The sequence below is a fragment of the Burkholderia theae genome, from assembly GCF_048565265.1.
GTDB lineage: Bacteria > Pseudomonadota > Gammaproteobacteria > Burkholderiales > Burkholderiaceae > Burkholderia > Burkholderia theae.
Genome location: NZ_CP183461.1, coordinates 2,489,374 through 2,504,879 on the forward strand (window position 1 = coordinate 2,489,374; position 15,506 = coordinate 2,504,879).

At 68.2% G+C, this 15,506-nt stretch carries 13 protein-coding genes; 4 read left to right on the forward strand and 9 right to left on the reverse strand.

Annotated elements, in window-relative coordinates; translation table 11 throughout:
* Position 1 precedes the first annotated feature (1 nt).
* Both hslO and ACN22W_RS11805 read left to right on the forward strand, forming a co-directional pair.
* The gene (gene hslO, locus ACN22W_RS11800) at positions 2–952 is read left to right on the forward strand and encodes an Hsp33 family molecular chaperone HslO (RefSeq protein WP_419684391.1); all 951 of its coding nucleotides are present in this window, start codon (positions 2–4) and stop codon (positions 950–952) included.
* Between the two features lie 135 nt (positions 953–1,087).
* A complete protein-coding gene (locus ACN22W_RS11805) occupies positions 1,088–1,444 on the forward strand; it encodes a hypothetical protein (RefSeq protein ID WP_129512486.1) in 357 nt (118 codons plus the stop codon).
* Positions 1,445–1,533: 89 nt separating this feature from the next.
* Here ACN22W_RS11805 and ftsB read toward each other — a convergent pair whose 3' ends face one another.
* From ftsB to ACN22W_RS11850, 9 genes are all read right to left on the reverse strand, one after another.
* Complete coding sequence (gene ftsB / locus ACN22W_RS11810; RefSeq protein ID WP_048248742.1) at positions 1,534–1,959, reverse strand: cell division protein FtsB; 426 nt, start codon at positions 1,957–1,959, stop codon at positions 1,534–1,536.
* 82 nt (positions 1,960–2,041) lie between these two features.
* Positions 2,042–3,325, reverse strand: a complete 1,284-nt coding sequence (gene eno, locus ACN22W_RS11815; protein WP_006751590.1) for a phosphopyruvate hydratase — start codon at positions 3,323–3,325, stop codon at positions 2,042–2,044.
* 106 nt (positions 3,326–3,431) lie between these two features.
* The gene (gene kdsA, locus ACN22W_RS11820) at positions 3,432–4,286 is read right to left on the reverse strand and encodes a 3-deoxy-8-phosphooctulonate synthase (protein WP_048248744.1); all 855 of its coding nucleotides are present in this window, start codon (positions 4,284–4,286) and stop codon (positions 3,432–3,434) included.
* Positions 4,283–5,941, reverse strand: coding sequence for a CTP synthase (locus tag ACN22W_RS11825; RefSeq protein WP_129512487.1), 1,659 nt, complete (start codon positions 5,939–5,941; stop codon positions 4,283–4,285). Before ACN22W_RS11825 ends, kdsA begins: the two co-directional genes overlap by 4 nt.
* A 190-nt stretch (positions 5,942–6,131) precedes the next feature.
* Positions 6,132–6,977, reverse strand: coding sequence for an alpha/beta fold hydrolase (locus ACN22W_RS11830; RefSeq protein WP_419684395.1), 846 nt, complete (start codon positions 6,975–6,977; stop codon positions 6,132–6,134).
* 136 nt (positions 6,978–7,113) lie between these two features.
* Entirely contained in the window at positions 7,114–9,597 is a 2,484-nt protein-coding gene (locus ACN22W_RS11835; protein ID WP_419684397.1) for a DNA internalization-related competence protein ComEC/Rec2, read from the reverse strand.
* A gap of 57 nt (positions 9,598–9,654) precedes the next feature.
* Entirely contained in the window at positions 9,655–10,443 is a 789-nt protein-coding gene (locus tag ACN22W_RS11840; protein WP_419684399.1) for a TatD family hydrolase, read from the reverse strand.
* Between the two features lie 64 nt (positions 10,444–10,507).
* Positions 10,508–11,266, reverse strand: a complete 759-nt coding sequence (lolD, locus tag ACN22W_RS11845) for a lipoprotein-releasing ABC transporter ATP-binding protein LolD (RefSeq protein WP_080970919.1) — start codon at positions 11,264–11,266, stop codon at positions 10,508–10,510.
* Positions 11,259–12,512, reverse strand: a complete 1,254-nt coding sequence (locus tag ACN22W_RS11850) for a lipoprotein-releasing ABC transporter permease subunit (RefSeq protein ID WP_419684401.1) — start codon at positions 12,510–12,512, stop codon at positions 11,259–11,261. Before ACN22W_RS11850 ends, lolD begins: the two co-directional genes overlap by 8 nt.
* A 163-nt stretch (positions 12,513–12,675) precedes the next feature.
* Between ACN22W_RS11850 and ACN22W_RS11855 the strand changes: the two genes are divergently transcribed.
* Both ACN22W_RS11855 and recJ read left to right on the forward strand, forming a co-directional pair.
* The gene (locus tag ACN22W_RS11855) at positions 12,676–13,740 is read left to right on the forward strand and encodes a regulator (RefSeq protein ID WP_412021563.1); all 1,065 of its coding nucleotides are present in this window, start codon (positions 12,676–12,678) and stop codon (positions 13,738–13,740) included.
* Between the two features lie 14 nt (positions 13,741–13,754).
* Positions 13,755–15,452 (forward strand): single-stranded-DNA-specific exonuclease RecJ, encoded by a 1,698-nt coding sequence (recJ, locus tag ACN22W_RS11860; RefSeq protein ID WP_419684404.1) that lies wholly within the window; start codon positions 13,755–13,757, stop codon positions 15,450–15,452.
* The last annotated feature ends 54 nt before the right edge of the window (positions 15,453–15,506 follow it).

The following is a 15,506-nucleotide window of genomic DNA, read 5'->3' on the forward strand; positions in this document are numbered from 1 at the left end:
AGTGAGCGACCAGTTACAGAAATTCATGTTCAATGCGGCGCCCGTGCGCGGCGAGATCGTTTCGCTGCGCAATACGTGGCAGGAAGTGCTCTCCCGCCGCGACTACCCTGCCCCCGTGCGCACGGTGCTCGGCGAGATGATGGCCGCGTGCGCGCTGCTGTCCGCGAACCTGAAATTTCACGGCACCCTGATCATGCAGATCTTCGGCGACGGGCCGGTCCAGATGCTGGTCGTCCAGTGCGGCTCGGATCTGTCGATGCGGGCCACCGCAAAGTTCTCCGGCGACACGGCGCAGACGATCGGCGACGACATGAGTTTCGCGTCGCTCGTCAACGCGAGCGGTCACGGTCGTTGCGTGATCACGCTCGACCCGACCGACAAGCTGCCGGGCCAGCAGCCGTACCAGGGCATCGTGCCGCTGAACGGCGTCGACGGCCCGCTCGAATCGGTGTCGCAGGTGCTCGAGCATTACATGCATCACTCCGAGCAGCTCGACACGCGCCTGTGGCTCGCGGCCGATCGAGACCGTGCGGTCGGCATGCTGTTGCAGAAGCTGCCCGGCGACGGTGGCATCGTGCCGCGCAACGCCGAAACCGATCTCGACACGTGGGAGCGTGTCTGCGCGCTCGGCGGCACGCTGTCCGCGCAGGAACTGCTCGAAGTCGAACCGGAAGTCGTGTTCCGCCGGCTGTTCTGGCAGGAGAACGTGCAGCACTTCGAACCGGCCGGCACGCGCTTCCAGTGCTCGTGCTCGCGCGAGAAGGTCGGTGCGATGCTGCGCATGCTCGGCCACGACGAAGTCGACAGCGTGATCGTCGAGCGCGGCCACGTCGAGATCCACTGCGAGTTCTGCAACCAGCGCTACGAGTTCGATCCCGTCGACGTTGCGCAGTTGTTCGCGACACCCGCGGTCGAGACCGGCATCGCGCCCGCGACCGACCAGCGTCACTGAGCGGCGCGCCCGCTGCCCGCCTCCCGGGCACGGGCGCATAATGACGCACGAGCGTCGCACGCACGGCTCCGGCGCCGGAGGCTCGACCTTCGGCGCAAACTGCTTCCCGTCGTCGGCGCGCTGCAGGAGAACCCCATGAATCGCCCGTTTCGCATCATCGTCCTGACGAGCGTTGCCGCCGGCACGCTCGCGCTCGCCGGCTGCGCGGTGCCGCCGCCGACTGCCACGATCCTGAGCCGCCTGCCCGAACCGGGCGCGTCGGGCGGCCAGCCGCCCGTGCTGTCGAGCGCCGAACGCAAGCGCTACGACGAGATCGACCGGCAGGTCCTGCGCGAACAGGACAGCGCGATAGCAGCCGAGGCGGCCGCGCGCGCGTGGGCGTATTACTCGCCGCCGCCGGTGACCGTCTACGGCGGGTATTACGGCGGATGGGGAAATCGCTGGGGCACGGGCATCGGCTACGGTTACGGCTACCCGGGCTGGTGGTGGTGAGCGTGTATCGCCCGGTCGATTGATAACTGGCAGGAAATAAAAAAGCGCGGCATTTACCGCGCTTTTTCAATGGATTCGAGTTGTCGCGCTCAGTGATGCGCAGCCTTGCCCTTGTCGCCGCCATGATGCCGCGACGGCTTCGCCATCGACTGCGGATTCGGCACGACCCGCACCGGCGCCGCGGACACGGCACCACGCGTCGACGTGCTCGAAGGCGTGTTGTTGAGCGGCCCTGCCGGCGCATTCGGCGACACGAACTGCACGAATACTTCGCCGTCCTTCACCATGCCCATCTCGTAGCGCGCGCGCTCCTCGATGGCCGCGGTGCCACTCTGCAGATCCTGCACTTCGCCGGCGGTCCGCTCGTTGCGCAGCTTCTCGTCCGCATTCTTCTGGAGCTGGTCGCCAAGCTGCTGACGCAATTCATGCACCCGCAGCCAGCCGCCGTGTCCCCACCATAGGGGGTACTGAATGAGCGCCAGCAAGGCAATCAGGACGACAGTGACAAGCCGCATGTAAGAGACGCAGATATAAGAAGCGCCGCTCTACGCATCATGCACAGAGCGGCGTCGATATGACAAACCCGATAGTAGCGCGTTAGCGCAGGTTATAGAAAGCCGATTTACCCGGGTAGCTCGCGATGTCGCCGAGATCTTCCTCGATGCGCAGCAGCTGGTTGTACTTCGAGATGCGGTCGCTGCGCGACAGCGAACCCGTCTTGATCTGACCGGCATTCAGGCCGACCGCGATGTCCGCGATCGTCGAGTCTTCCGTTTCGCCCGAGCGGTGCGAGATCACGGCCGTGTAGCCCGCGCGCTTCGCCATTTCGATCGCCGCGAACGTTTCGGTCAGCGTACCAATCTGGTTGATCTTGATGAGGATCGAGTTAGCGATGCCCTTCTCGATGCCTTCCTTCAGGATGCGCGTGTTCGTGACGAACAGGTCGTCGCCGACCAGCTGCACCTTCTTGCCGAGGCGCTCGGTCAGCAGCTTCCAGCCTTCCCAGTCGCTTTCGTGCATGCCGTCTTCGATCGACACGATCGGGAACTTGTCGGCGAGCGTCGCGAGGTAGTCGGTGAATTCAGCCGACGACAGTTGCAGGCCTTCGCCCGCGAGCTGGTACTTGCCGTCGTGGTAGAACTCGGATGCCGCGCAGTCAAGCGCGAGCAGCACGTCTTCGCCCGCACGGTAGCCAGCCTTCTCGATCGCCTGCAGGATCGTCGACAGGCACTCGTCGTTGCTGCCGAAGTTCGGCGCGAAGCCGCCTTCGTCGCCGACTGCCGTGCTCATGCCGCGGTCGCTCAGGATCTTCTTCAGCGCGTGGAACACTTCCGCGCCGCAACGCAGGGCTTCACGGAACGTCGGCTGGCTGACCGGGACGATCATGAATTCCTGGATGTCGAGGCTGTTGTTCGCATGCGCGCCGCCGTTGACGATGTTCATCATCGGCACCGGCAGTTGCATCGCGCCCGAACCGCCGAAGTAGCGGTACAGCGGCAGGCCGGCCTCTTCGGCGGCCGCCTTCGCGACGGCCATCGACACGGCCAGCATCGCGTTCGCGCCGAGGCGCGACTTGTTGTCGGTGCCGTCCAGCTCGAGCAGCGTCTTGTCGAGGAACGCCTGTTCCGACGCGTCGAGGCCCATGATGGCTTCGGAGATTTCGGTGTTGATGTGCTCGACTGCCTTCAGCACGCCCTTGCCGTTGTAGCGGCCGGCTTCGCCGTCGCGCAGTTCGATCGCTTCACGCGAGCCCGTGGACGCGCCCGACGGCACCGCCGCGCGGCCCATCGTGCCCGATTCGAGCAGCACGTCGCATTCGACGGTGGGGTTGCCGCGCGAATCCAGAATCTCGCGGCCGATGATATCTACGATTGCACTCATGGGTTTCCTCTGAGAATGACGATGGATTCTTCAAACTGCGACGGCATGCGTGCCGGAACCGCTTTCGCTACAGACGCGCGAAGCCGTCGCAAGGTTCATTCGATCTTTAGTTGAAATCGTTTTCCAGGAACGGATTGCGCTTCACCGCCTGGTCGAGCGTGACGAGGGTCTCCAGCAACGCGCTCATCCGGTTCAGCGGCACCGCGTTCGGGCCGTCCGACTTCGCCTCGGCCGGATTCGGGTGCGTTTCCATGAAGAGGCCCGCGACGCCCGTCGCGACCGCCGCACGCGCGAGCACCGGCACGAATTCGCGCTGGCCGCCCGAGCTCGTGCCCTGCCCGCCCGGCAACTGCACCGAGTGGGTCGCGTCGAACACGACCGGCGCGTTCGTCTCGCGCATGATCGCGAGCGAACGCATGTCCGACACGAGATTGTTGTAGCCGAACGAGACACCGCGTTCGCACGCCATGAAGCGGTCGTCCGACAGCCCGGCTTCACGGGCCGCGTCGCGCGCCTTGTCGATCACGTTTTTCATGTCGTGCGGCGCGAGGAACTGGCCCTTCTTGATGTTGACGGGCTTGCCCGAGCGCGCGCACGCATGGATGAAGTCGGTCTGGCGGCACAGGAACGCGGGCGTCTGCAGCACGTCGACGACCGACGCGACCTGCTCGATCTCGTCGATCGAATGCACGTCGGTCAGCACCGGCAGGCCGAGCTGGCGCTTCACCTCGGACAGGATCCGCAGGCCCTCGTCCATTCCGAGGCCGCGAAACGACTTGCCCGAGCTGCGGTTCGCCTTGTCATAGGACGACTTGTAGATGAACGGTACGTTCAGCTTCTCGCAGATTTCCTTCAGGCGGCCCGCCGTGTCGATCGTCATTTGCTCCGACTCGACGACGCAGGTACCCGCGATCAGGAAAAAAGGCTTGTCGAGACCAACCTCGAAATCGCACAGCTTCATGCTTTCACTCCGCGCGCTTGCTTGCCGGCCAGCGCGGCTTCGACGAACGACTTGAAGAGGGGATGACCGTCACGCGGCGTGGACGTGAATTCCGGGTGGAACTGGACGCCGACGAACCACGGGTGCATCGAACGCGGCAGTTCCATCATTTCCGGCAGATCCTCGCTCGGGGTACGGGCGCTGATGATAAGGCCGCCGGCTTCGAGCTGGGGCACGAAGCGGTTATTGACTTCATAACGGTGGCGATGGCGTTCGTTCACGTCCTTGCCATAGATTTCTTCCGCCATCGTGCCGGGCTTGATCGGGCAGCGCTGCGAGCCGAGGCGCATCGTGCCGCCGAGATCGGATTCCTCGGTGCGCGTCTCGACCTTGCCGTCGCGATCGAACCACTCGGTGATCAGCGCGACCACGCGTTCCGGCGTGTCCGGATCGAATTCCGTGCTGTTCGCCTGCTTCAGGCCGACGACGTCGCGCGCGAACTCGATGACCGCGAGCTGCATGCCGAGGCAGATGCCGAGATACGGCACCTTCGCCTCGCGCGCATAGCGGATCGCCGCGATCTTGCCTTCGGTGCCGCGACGGCCGAAACCGCCCGGGACCAGCACCGCGTCGAGGTGCTTCAGGCTGTCGACACCGTTCGTCTCGATCTCTTCCGAGTCGATGTACTCGATGTTGACCTTGGTCGACGTGTGCAGCTGTGCGTGGCGCAGCGCCTCGATCAGCGACTTGTACGACTCGGTCAGGTCGACGTACTTGCCGACCATGCCGATCGTCACTTCGTGCTTCGGATTCTCCAGCTTCTCGACGAGCTCCGACCACATGCTCAGGTCGGCATCGTGCGGCGACAGCTTCAGCTCCTCGCAGATGATCTTGTCGAGGCCCTGGTCGTGCAGCATCTGCGGAATCTTGTAGATGCTGTCGGCGTCCCACACCGAAATCACGGCGTCTTCCGGCACGTTCGAGAACATCGAGATCTTCTTCGATTCGTCGTCGGGGATGCGGCGGTCCGCACGGCACAGCAGCACGTGCGGCAGGATGCCGATCTCGCGGAGCTTCTGCACGCTGTGCTGGGTCGGCTTCGTCTTCAGTTCGCCGGCCGTCGCGACGTACGGCACGAGCGTCAGGTGCACGAAGCACGCGCTGTTGCGGCCGAGGCGCAGGCTCATCTGGCGAGCGGCCTCGAGGAACGGCAGCGACTCGATGTCGCCGACCGTGCCGCCGATCTCGACGATCGCGACGTCCGGCTCGCCGCAGGTGGCCGATGCGGCCCCGCGCTCGATGAACGCCTGGATTTCGTTCGTGATGTGCGGAATGACCTGCACGGTCTTGCCGAGATAATCGCCGCGGCGTTCCTTGCGGATCACCGATTCGTAGATCTGGCCGGTCGTGAAGTTGTTGGCCTTGCGCATCTTCGTGCTGATGAAGCGCTCATAGTGGCCGAGGTCGAGGTCCGTCTCCGCCCCGTCTTCCGTCACGAACACTTCCCCGTGCTGGAACGGGCTCATCGTGCCGGGGTCGACGTTGATGTACGGATCGAGTTTGAGGAGGGTGACTTTCAGACCGCGCGATTCAAGGATCGCGGCGAGGGAAGCGGCGGCAATACCCTTGCCAAGGGAAGAAACTACGCCGCCGGTGACGAAAACATATTTGGTCATCGCTGGATGCTCGCGGGAAAAACGGATTATACCGTAAAGCCCGCCCTTTTCTCAGCAATTGCCGGGACGACACGCGGTGATCGCGCCCTTTCGTGCGGACCCGCGCCGGCCTTTCGAGCCGGGGCAAACCGGTCGGACGGACGGCGCGACCTCACGTGCCGCGGCGCGTGCCCGGCGGCCGGACGACGCGTCACGCGCGCCTGGCCAGCGGGGCGCCACCCCGCGAAACCTCACCCTCCTCCGCCTTCAGCGAATTCAGCATCCGCTGCAATGCGCGGGCGGTCTCGAGCGGCCGCTCCATCGGAAACAGATGACTGCCCTCGAGCCATTCGACGCGGCCGCGCGCGGCGCGCCGCGTCGCGTCGAGCCCGACCTGCCGGACCTCGCGCGAACGCGTGCCGGCGAGGAAACCGAGCGGCACCGGCGCGCCGTGCGCGAGCCGCGGGCCGAGCGTGTGCGGCAGCGTCCGGTAGATCAGGTATTCGACCTGCCGGTCGAACGCGAGCGCACGCTCGCCGTCGGCGCCGGCCTGCGGAATGCCGTAGTCGATGTAGTCGGCCAGCATCCGTTCGTCCCAGCGCGCGAACGCGGGCTTCTCGCGGAAGTGCCGCCAGACGTCGTCGCGGCTCACCCAGCGCGTGCGCCGGTTGCGCGTCGCGGCGGCCGGCGACAGCCGCTCGTCGAGCCCCGCCCACTGGCTCGCGCGCAACGCGCCGGCGCGCCAGCCGGCGATGATCGGCGAATCGATCATCACGACCCCGCGCACCCATTGCGGCTTCTTCAGCGCGGCCATCAGCGACAGGTAGCCGCCGAGCGAATGGCCGACGAGCCAGACGGGACGCTCGTAACGGCTGCCGATATCGTCGAGCAGCTGCTCGACGAGATGCGGCCAGTCGCGCGTCACCGGATAACGGCGGTCGTGACCGATCCGTTCGATGTAGCGCAGCTCGTAGTCGTCGGCCAGTTCGGCAAAGATCGTCCGGTACGTCGATGCCGGAAAGCCGTTCGCATGCGAGAAATGGAGGATGTCCTTCAAACGCCGATGTCTCCTTTGTCGACCGGAGTTGGCGCTTTAGCGCCTATTCCGGTCCCATGCTTCGCGGTCGACGGGAGTGAGGGTTTTGGCGCTTACTCCCGTCCCATGCTTTCTTGATAGGCGGCCTTCGCCGAGGTCACCGGTCCATCCAGTATCGCCGCTGGCCGTCGCGATGACGCTCGAAAGCGAACCCGCCATCGGACGGCGCGACGTCGAACCGCACGGCGCCGTCGCGATCCGTGCGCGGCAGCGGAATTCCGCGCGCCTCGTAACGCGCGAGGACGCTCCGGTGCGGATGCCCGAAACGATTGCGATAGCCTACAGGAAATACCGCGACGCGCGGCCCAACCGAATCGAGGAAAGGCTCGACCGACGATGTGCGGCTGCCGTGGTGCGGAACGACCAGGATCTGCGCAGCCAGCGCGTCGCGCGCGGTGTCCACGAGCCGGCGTTCGGCGGGCGCTTCGATGTCGCCCGTCAGCAACGCGGACGTGCCGCCCGCGTCGATGCGCAGCACGCACGACTGCCCGTTCGGCGAACCCGTGCCCGGACCGCCGTGCGGCCAGAGCATCGTGAAGACGACGCCGTCCCAGGTCCAGCGCTGCCCGGCCGCGCACGGCAGCCGGTCGGCGACGCCGGCGGCGGCCGCATCGCGCCACAGCCCGCTCTTCGGCGAAATGCCGGCCAGCAGTTGGCGCACGTCGGCTACCGCATAGACGGCCGGCACGCCGCCCGTGTGATCGGCGTGCGCGTGACTGAGCACGAGCGAGTCAATCACCGCGATGCCGCGCGAGCGCAACGCCGGCGCGACGATCCGCGCACCGGCGTGGGTCGACTCCGCGCCCGGCCCCGCGTCGAACAGCAAGGTCCGCCGCGCGGTCTCCACCAGCACCGACGCGCCCTGCCCGACGTCGAGCACGGTCAGCCGGAAGCCGCCCGGCGGCGGCGCATCGGCCGCCGGTGCGACGAGCGGCAGCCACGTGAGCGGCGCCGCCCAGCGCAACGGCCAGCCGCGCGGCATCAGCGCCCATACGACGCCCACGCATGCCAGCGCCAGCACCGGCCAGTCGGGCATGCGCAGCCAGAACACGCCGGCCGGCCAGTCGGCGAGGTGCCCGAGCAGCACCATCATCGGTTCGAGCGCCGCATGCGCGAGCCGGAACGCGAGCGCATCGAGCGGCGCGGGCAACGCGATGCCGGCCAGCACGATCGGCGTCACGACCGTGCTCACCCACGGAATCGCGAACGCATTGCCGAACGGGCCTGACAGGGAAATCTGCGCGAACCACGCCGCCGTCAGCGGCGCGAGACCGATCGTCACCGCGTACTGCACGCGCGTGGCCTCGGCGACACGGCGCGCGGCGCGCGTGCCCCACGCGCGCAACCGGCTCGACAGGTCGGGCGTAGCGTCCTGCCCGACGTCCTCCGCATCGACCTCGCGCGCCCCGCGCCAGCCGGCAACCGTCAGCAGGATCACGGCGACCGCCCCGAACGACAGCCAGAACCCGGCCGACAGCACGGCCCACGGATCGGCGAGCAGCACGCCGCCGAGTGCCGCGCACCACACCGCGGAGGTCGGCACGCTGCGCCCGGCCAGATACGCGACGCCGCCTGCCGCGATCATCCACCACGCGCGCTGCGCCGGCACGTTGAAGCCGGCGAGCGCCGCATAACCGGCCGCGGCCGCCAGCGCGGCAAGCGACGCCGCGTACGGCGCCGGCAACACGAGCGTCACGGCCCGCGTGCGCCAGCGCAGGCGCCGCCAGACCATCGCCACGAGCCCGCCCGCGATTGCGCCGACGAGCCCGACATGCAGACCGGAAATCGCGACCAGATGGCTCGTGCCGGTGTTGCGCAGCACGCGCCAGTCGTCGTCGCCGATGCCCGACTGGTCGCCGATCGCAAGCGCGGCGACGATACCGCGATGACCGGCGTCGACCCCGAGCGTCTCGCCGATGCGTGTCCGCAGCGCGTCGCGCAGCCGATCGATCGTTGCACGCCATCCCGCTGCGCGCGCATCGAGCAATTCGGCCCGCCCGGGCGCGCTGACATAACCGATCGCGCGAATGCCTACGGCAAGCCACGCCGCCTCGCTGTCGCGCACGCCGGGATTGGCCTCGGCGTGCGGGTGCTTCAGGCGCACGACGAAGCGCCAGCGCTGCGCGGCACGCAGGTCGGGAAGCGGATCGCGTGTCGCGGATGGGCCATACGCGCGCCACGACAACCGGATCAACGGAGGAAAACGGGCCAGCCCCGCATCGTTCGACTCGACCGCGAACAGCAGTCGCGCGCCCGTCTCGTCGACGACGGGCAACCCCCGGATCACGCCGGTGACGACGATGTCGCGCCCTTCCCATTCGACGGGCAGGCTGTCGCTCAGCCGCCATTCGGCCCGCGCGGCCGCATAGCCGAACCCCGCCACGCCGGCCGCGATTGCGCACACACCCCATCCGAGCGCGACGGTCGCACGCGTGCGCGGGCGACGCATGCACCAAGCTCCCAACGCCGCACAGCCCGCGAGCGCGAACGCACCGGCCGTCCATGCGATCGCGCCCGGCAACGCCGCCTGCCGCTGCAGCACGACGACGCCGAGCGCGAATGCGATCCACCACACGCGCATCCCGCCTCCTCGTCGACCGGGCGCCGCCCTGACGAATGCGGCGCCTACCAGCAACGATTATGCGGACGAAAGGGCGAGTCGCGGCAGCGCGGCGAGTGCGTTGGCCGAAGTGGATAGACCGAGTGAACTGGCGTCCAGACCGCGCAGTTCGGCGAGCACATCGCCGATGCGCGGCACCTGATCGGGCGTGTTGCGGGATTTGTACGCCCATTCGGGCGCGATGTCGGGCGCATCCGTCTCGACGACGATCGCATCGAGCGGCAATTGCGCCGCGAGCCGCCGGATCTGCAGCGCGCGCGCGAAGGTCACGTTGCCGCCGAAGCCGAGATGAAGCCCATGCGCGAGATACGCTTCAGCCTGCTGGAAACTGCCGTTGAAGGCATGCGCGATGCCGCGCCGCACGCCAAACCGGCGCAGCCCGGCGAGCACGCGATCCTGCGACTTGCGCACGTGGCACAGCACGGGCAGGTCGAATTCGCGCGCCAGCTTGAGCTGCCCCTGGTAGAAGAACTGTTGTCGTTCTTCGTCGAGCCCCGGCACGAAATAGTCGAGGCCGATCTCGCCGATCGCGACGAAACGCGGATCGTCGAGGCTCGCCTCGATCTCCATGCGCAGCCGGTCGAGATCCTCGTCGCGCGCCTGCGGCGTATACATCGGATGGATGCCGAGCGCATAGACCGCGCCCGGCGTGCGCTGCGCGAGTTCGCGCACCGTCGTGAAGTTGTCGCGCCCGATGCTCGGGATCACGATGCGCGACACACCGGCCGCGCACGCCGCCCGCACGACCGCGTCGCGGTCGGCATCGAACTCGGCGGCATCGAGATGGCAGTGCGTATCGATCCACATGGCAGCATTCCTGCGCCCTTGCGCGGTGCCGGGATGCACCCGGCACCGCGCGAAGGGCGTGCGTTCAAACCGGCAGCGCCGGCTCCTCGTGCAGCACGCCGTCGCGCAGCCGCATGATGCGGTCACAGCGCGCGGCGAGATCGGGATCGTGCGTGACGATCACGAAGCTCGTTTCGAGCGTCTCGGACAGTTCGAGCATCAGGTTGAACACGGTGTCGGCCGTCGTACCGTCGAGGTTGCCGGTCGGCTCGTCGGCGAGCACGCATGCCGGCTTCGTGACCAGCGCGCGCGCGATCGCGACGCGCTGCCGCTCGCCGCCCGACAGCTCGCCCGGCCGGTGCTTCGCGCGCGGGCCGAGACCGACCCGCTCGAGCATCGTCTGGGCCTGCTCGCGCGCGTCCTCGGTCGTCATCCGGCGGATGCGCAGCGGCATCGCGACGTTGTCGAGCGCGGTGAATTCGGGCAGCAGGTGATGGAACTGGTAGACGAAGCCGAGCGCGCGGTTGCGCAACTCGTTGCGCTCGCGTTCCGCGAGTTGCGTAAACGGCTTGCCGAGCAGCGACACTTCGCCCGCGCTCGGCTCGTCGAGCCCGCCCAGCACGTGCAGCAGCGTGCTTTTCCCGGAACCCGACGCGCCGACGACCGCGAGCTTCTCGCCGCGACGCACCGTCAGTTCGGTATTGCTGAGCACCTGCACGTTGAAGCCGCCCTGTACGAACGCCTTCGTGATCCCGCGCGCCTGAAGCACGTATTCCTGCATACCTGCCGAATCCTGTCTGTTGTGTTGTCGTGAATCCGCGAATGCGGTCGCGCGGTCATTCATAGCGGAGCGCCTCCGCCGGCTTCACCTTCGCGCCGCGCCAGCTCGGATAGAGCGTCGCGACGGCCGACAGCATGAACGCGATCAGCCCGATCCGGATCACGTCGCTCGCGACCAGCTCGGACGGCAACTCGCTGATGAAGTACACGGACGGCGGCAGGAACTGCACGCCGAACAGGTGCTCGATCATCGGGATCAGCCACGGGATGCTCCATGCGATCAGGCAGCCGAGCGCGACGCCCGACGCCGTGCCGACGAAGCCGATCGTCACGCCCTGCACGACGAAGATCTTCATGATCGAACCCGGCTGCGCGCCGAGCGTGCGCAGGATCGCGATGTCGGCCTGCTTGTTGGTCACCGTCATCACGAGCGACGACACGAGGTTGAACGCGGCCACCGCGATGATCAGCGTCAGGATGATGAACATCATCCGCTTCTCGATCTGCACGGCCGAGAACCACGTCTTGTTCTGCTGGGTCCAGTCGCGGATGTACAGGCTGCCCGACAGCGTATGCGACAGCTCGACCGCGACCTGCGGCGCCTTCTGCATGTCCGTCAGCCGCAGCCGCACGCCGGTCGGCGCGGACATCCGGAACAGCGCCTCGGCGTCGCGGATGTTGATCATCGCGAGCGTGCTGTCGTATTCGTAGTGGCCCGACTCGAACACGCCGACGACAGTGAACTGCTTCAGGCGCGGCATCATGCCGGCCGGCGTGATCGAGCCCTCGGGCGCGACGAGCGTGACCTTGTCGCCGACCGTCACGCCGAGGTTGCCGGCGAGCGCGTCGCCGAGCACGATGCCGAACTGGCCCGGCACGAGCGCGGCGAGCTGCCCGGCCTTCATGTCCTTGCCGATGTCGGACACCTGCGGCTCGAGCGTCGGCTCGACGCCGCGCAGCATCACGCCGCTCACCGCGTCCTGGCGCGTGAGCAGCGCCTGCGCATCGACGTACGGCGCCGCGCCGACGACCGACGGATTGCGGCGCGCTTCCTGCGCGGTCAGTTGCCAGTCGGGCATCGAGCCCGTCGGCGAGAACACCTCGACGTGCGCGAGCACCGACAGCATGCGGTCGCGCACTTCCTTCTGGAAGCCGTTCATCACCGACAGCACGACGATCAGCGCCGCGACGCCGAGCGCGATCCCGAGCATCGACACGAGCGCGATGAAGGAAATGAAGCCGTTGCCGGTCGTGCGTTTGCCGGCGCGCGTGTAGCGCCAGCCGATCTGCCATTCGTACGGAAGTTTCAAGCGAATCCTTTCTGCTGGTTACGGCGGGGAGACGCCCCGCGGCCGGACCGACGCCCGGCGGCGGCCACCGGCCCGGGCACGGTCGGAAAATCGGCCGCCGGACGCGAACGTGCCGTCAGCCGGCCCGATCACGCGCGCAGTTTGCCATACAATGCGCACCATCATGCACGACCGACGCCTCCATTTTCTCGTTCCGTTCGCGCTGCCGTCGGCGGCCGATGCGGCCTCGTCCCTGCACACGCTGGACAGCCCCGCGCTCGAAAAGTTGCTCGCCCGCGCGAGTCTCGTCGAGCGCGTGGCCGGCGAGGACTTCCAGCGCACGCTGCCGCACGAGCGCTGGCTGGCCCGCCAGTTCGGCGCGACCCGGGGCAACGCCGCGGACGAAGCGCCGCTCGCGCCCTACATGCTGCTGGCCGACGGCGGCGACCCCGGCGCGCAAGCGTGGGCGTGCGTCGAGCCCGTGCACGTCGAAATCGCGCACGATCACCTCGTGCTCGTCGATCCGGCCGCCCTCGCGCTCGACGACGGCGACGCCGCCGCACTGCTCGCGGTCGCGCGGCCGCTGATCGAGGAGCTCGGCGTGCGGCTCGAAGCGCCGAATCCGGCGCGCTGGTACCTGTCGAGCGAACAGCTCGCCCGGCTCGCCGGCGCCGCGCCATTGCGCGCCAGCGGCCGCAACATCGAGATCTGGCTGCCGCACGAGGCCCACACGGGCGAGCGCTCGCGGATGTGGATGAAACTGCAGAACGAAGTGCAGATGGCGTGGTTCCAGCACCCGGTCAACGAAGCCCGCGAGGCGCGTGGCCTGCCGGCCGTCAATTCGATCTGGTTCCATGCGCAGGGCACGCTGAAGCCGGTCGGCAAGCCGTTCGCGCGCGTGCTGTCCGAATCGCCCGCGGCGCTCGGCCTCGCGCGCGCCGCGCAAGCCGAAGCCGGCCCTGCCCCGGCCGCGTTCGGCACGCTGCCCGCCGCCGACGGCGCGACGCTCGTCGAACTGCCGGCGCTCACCACCCCGTTCATCGAGCAGGACTGGGCACGCTGGCACGACGGGCTTGCCGCGCTCGAGCGCGACTGGTTCGCGCCGGCCCTCGCCGCGCTGCAGGACGGCGCGCTGGCAAGCGTCGATTTCACGCTGTGCGGCGACACGAGTTCCGTGACGCTGCACGCGACGCGCGGCGACCTGCGCAAGTTCTGGCGCCGCCGCGCGCTCGCCTCCCTGTTCGAATAACAAGCAGAGCCCGAATGACCCGGATCGTTACCCGCCCCGTCGCGCCCGCCGACGCAGAAGTGCTCGCGCGTCACGGCCTGCATCCCGTGCTCGCGCGCCTTTACGCGTCGCGCGGCGTGCAGTCCCCGACCGACATCGAGACCGCGCTCGCGCGCCTCGTTCCGCCCACCGAGCTGAAAGGCTGCGCCGACGCGGCGTCGCTGCTCGCCGACGCGATCGCCGACCAGCGGCGCCTGCTGGTCGTCGCCGACTACGACTGCGACGGCGCGACCGCGTGCGCGGTCGCGGTGCGCGGCCTGCGCATGTTCGGCGCGCAAATCGACTACCTGGTGCCGAACCGCTTCGAATACGGCTACGGCCTTACGCCCGAGATCGTCGAGCTCGCGGCCGCGCGCAAACCCGATCTGCTGATCACCGTCGACAACGGGATCGCGAGCGTTGCGGGCGTCGAAGCCGCGAACGCGCGCGGCATCGACGTGCTCGTGACCGACCACCACCTGCCCGGCGACGCGCTGCCCGCCGCCCGTGCGATCGTCAACCCGAACCAGCCCGGCTGCGCGTTCCCGAGCAAGAATATCGCCGGCGTCGGCGTGATGTTCTACGTGCTGCTCGCACTGCGCGCCGAGCTGCGCCGCCGCGGCGCATTCGCGAGCAAGGAAGCCGAGCCGCGCCTCGACGGCCTGCTCGACCTCGTCGCGCTCGGCACCGTCGCCGACGTCGTACGGCTCGACGGCAACAATCGCGTGCTCGTCGCACAGGGGTTGCAGCGCATCCGCAACGGCCGCATGCAGCCGGGCATCGCCGCGCTGTTCCGCGCCGCCGCGCGCGAAGCGCGCACCGCGTCGGGCTTCGACCTCGGCTTCGGCCTCGGCCCGCGGCTGAACGCCGCGGGGCGGCTCTCCGACATGTCGCTCGGCATCGAGTGCCTGATCACCGACGACATCGGTCGCGCGTGGGATCTCGCGCAGCAGCTCGACGTGATGAACCGCGAGCGCCGCGAGATCGAGGCCGGCATGCAGCAGCAGGCGCTCGCCGATCTCGCCGACGTCGACCCGGCCGACGCGTGCACGATCACGCTGTTCAACCCCGAATGGCACCAGGGCGTGATCGGCATCGTCGCCGGCCGGCTCAAGGAAAAATTCCACCGCCCGTCGTTCACGTTCGCGCACGCCGACGAGGACGGCAAGCGCGTCAAGGGTTCGGGCCGGTCGATCGCCGGTTTTCACCTGCGCGACGCGCTCGACCTCGTGTCGAAACGCGAACCGGACCTGATCGTCGCGTTCGGCGGCCATGCGATGGCAGCCGGCCTCACGCTCGACACCGAGAACGTGCCGCGCTTCGCGGCCGCGTTCGAGGCCGTTGCGCGCGAATGGCTGTCCGACGACGCGCTCGCCCGCGTGATCGAGACCGACGGCGAACTCGAGGATGCGTATTTCACACCGCAGTTCGTCGGGCTGCTCGACGAGGCCGTCTGGGGGCAAGGTTTTCCGGCCCCGCTTTTCTCGGGCGAATTCGACGTCGTGTCGCAGTCGCTCGTGAAGGACAAGCACCTGAAGCTGCAGCTGGCGCGCGGCCGCCAGCGCTTCAACGCGATCTGGTTCAACCACACCGAGCCGCTGCCGGCGAGCGCACTGATCGCATACCGCCTCGTCGCCGACACGTGGAACGGCGTCACGCGCGTCCAGTTGATCGTCGAGCACGCGGCCGGCTGAGCGCGGGCCGCCCGGCCCGCGGTGCCCGCCAACGTATGCCTGCCGCGCCGGACG

What these genes read in the sequence shown, in the direction of transcription:
- recJ (WP_419684404.1), top strand. Translation starts at nt 13,755, where the DNA reads ATGACCCGGATCGTTACCCGCCCCGTCGCGCCCGCCGACGCAGAAGTG.
- ACN22W_RS11855 (WP_412021563.1), top strand. Translation starts at nt 12,676, where the DNA reads ATGCACGACCGACGCCTCCATTTTCTCGTTCCGTTCGCGCTGCCGTCG.
- ACN22W_RS11835 (WP_419684397.1), bottom strand. Translation starts at nt 9,597, where the DNA reads ATGCGCGTGTGGTGGATCGCATTCGCGCTCGGCGTCGTCGTGCTGCAG.
- lolD (WP_080970919.1), bottom strand. Translation starts at nt 11,266, where the DNA reads ATGAATGACCGCGCGACCGCATTCGCGGATTCACGACAACACAACAGA.
- eno (WP_006751590.1), bottom strand. Translation starts at nt 3,325, where the DNA reads ATGAGTGCAATCGTAGATATCATCGGCCGCGAGATTCTGGATTCGCGC.
- ACN22W_RS11805 (WP_129512486.1), top strand. Translation starts at nt 1,088, where the DNA reads ATGAATCGCCCGTTTCGCATCATCGTCCTGACGAGCGTTGCCGCCGGC.
- ACN22W_RS11825 (WP_129512487.1), bottom strand. Translation starts at nt 5,941, where the DNA reads ATGACCAAATATGTTTTCGTCACCGGCGGCGTAGTTTCTTCCCTTGGC.
- ftsB (WP_048248742.1), bottom strand. Translation starts at nt 1,959, where the DNA reads ATGCGGCTTGTCACTGTCGTCCTGATTGCCTTGCTGGCGCTCATTCAG.
- kdsA (WP_048248744.1), bottom strand. Translation starts at nt 4,286, where the DNA reads ATGAAGCTGTGCGATTTCGAGGTTGGTCTCGACAAGCCTTTTTTCCTG.
- ACN22W_RS11840 (WP_419684399.1), bottom strand. Translation starts at nt 10,443, where the DNA reads ATGTGGATCGATACGCACTGCCATCTCGATGCCGCCGAGTTCGATGCC.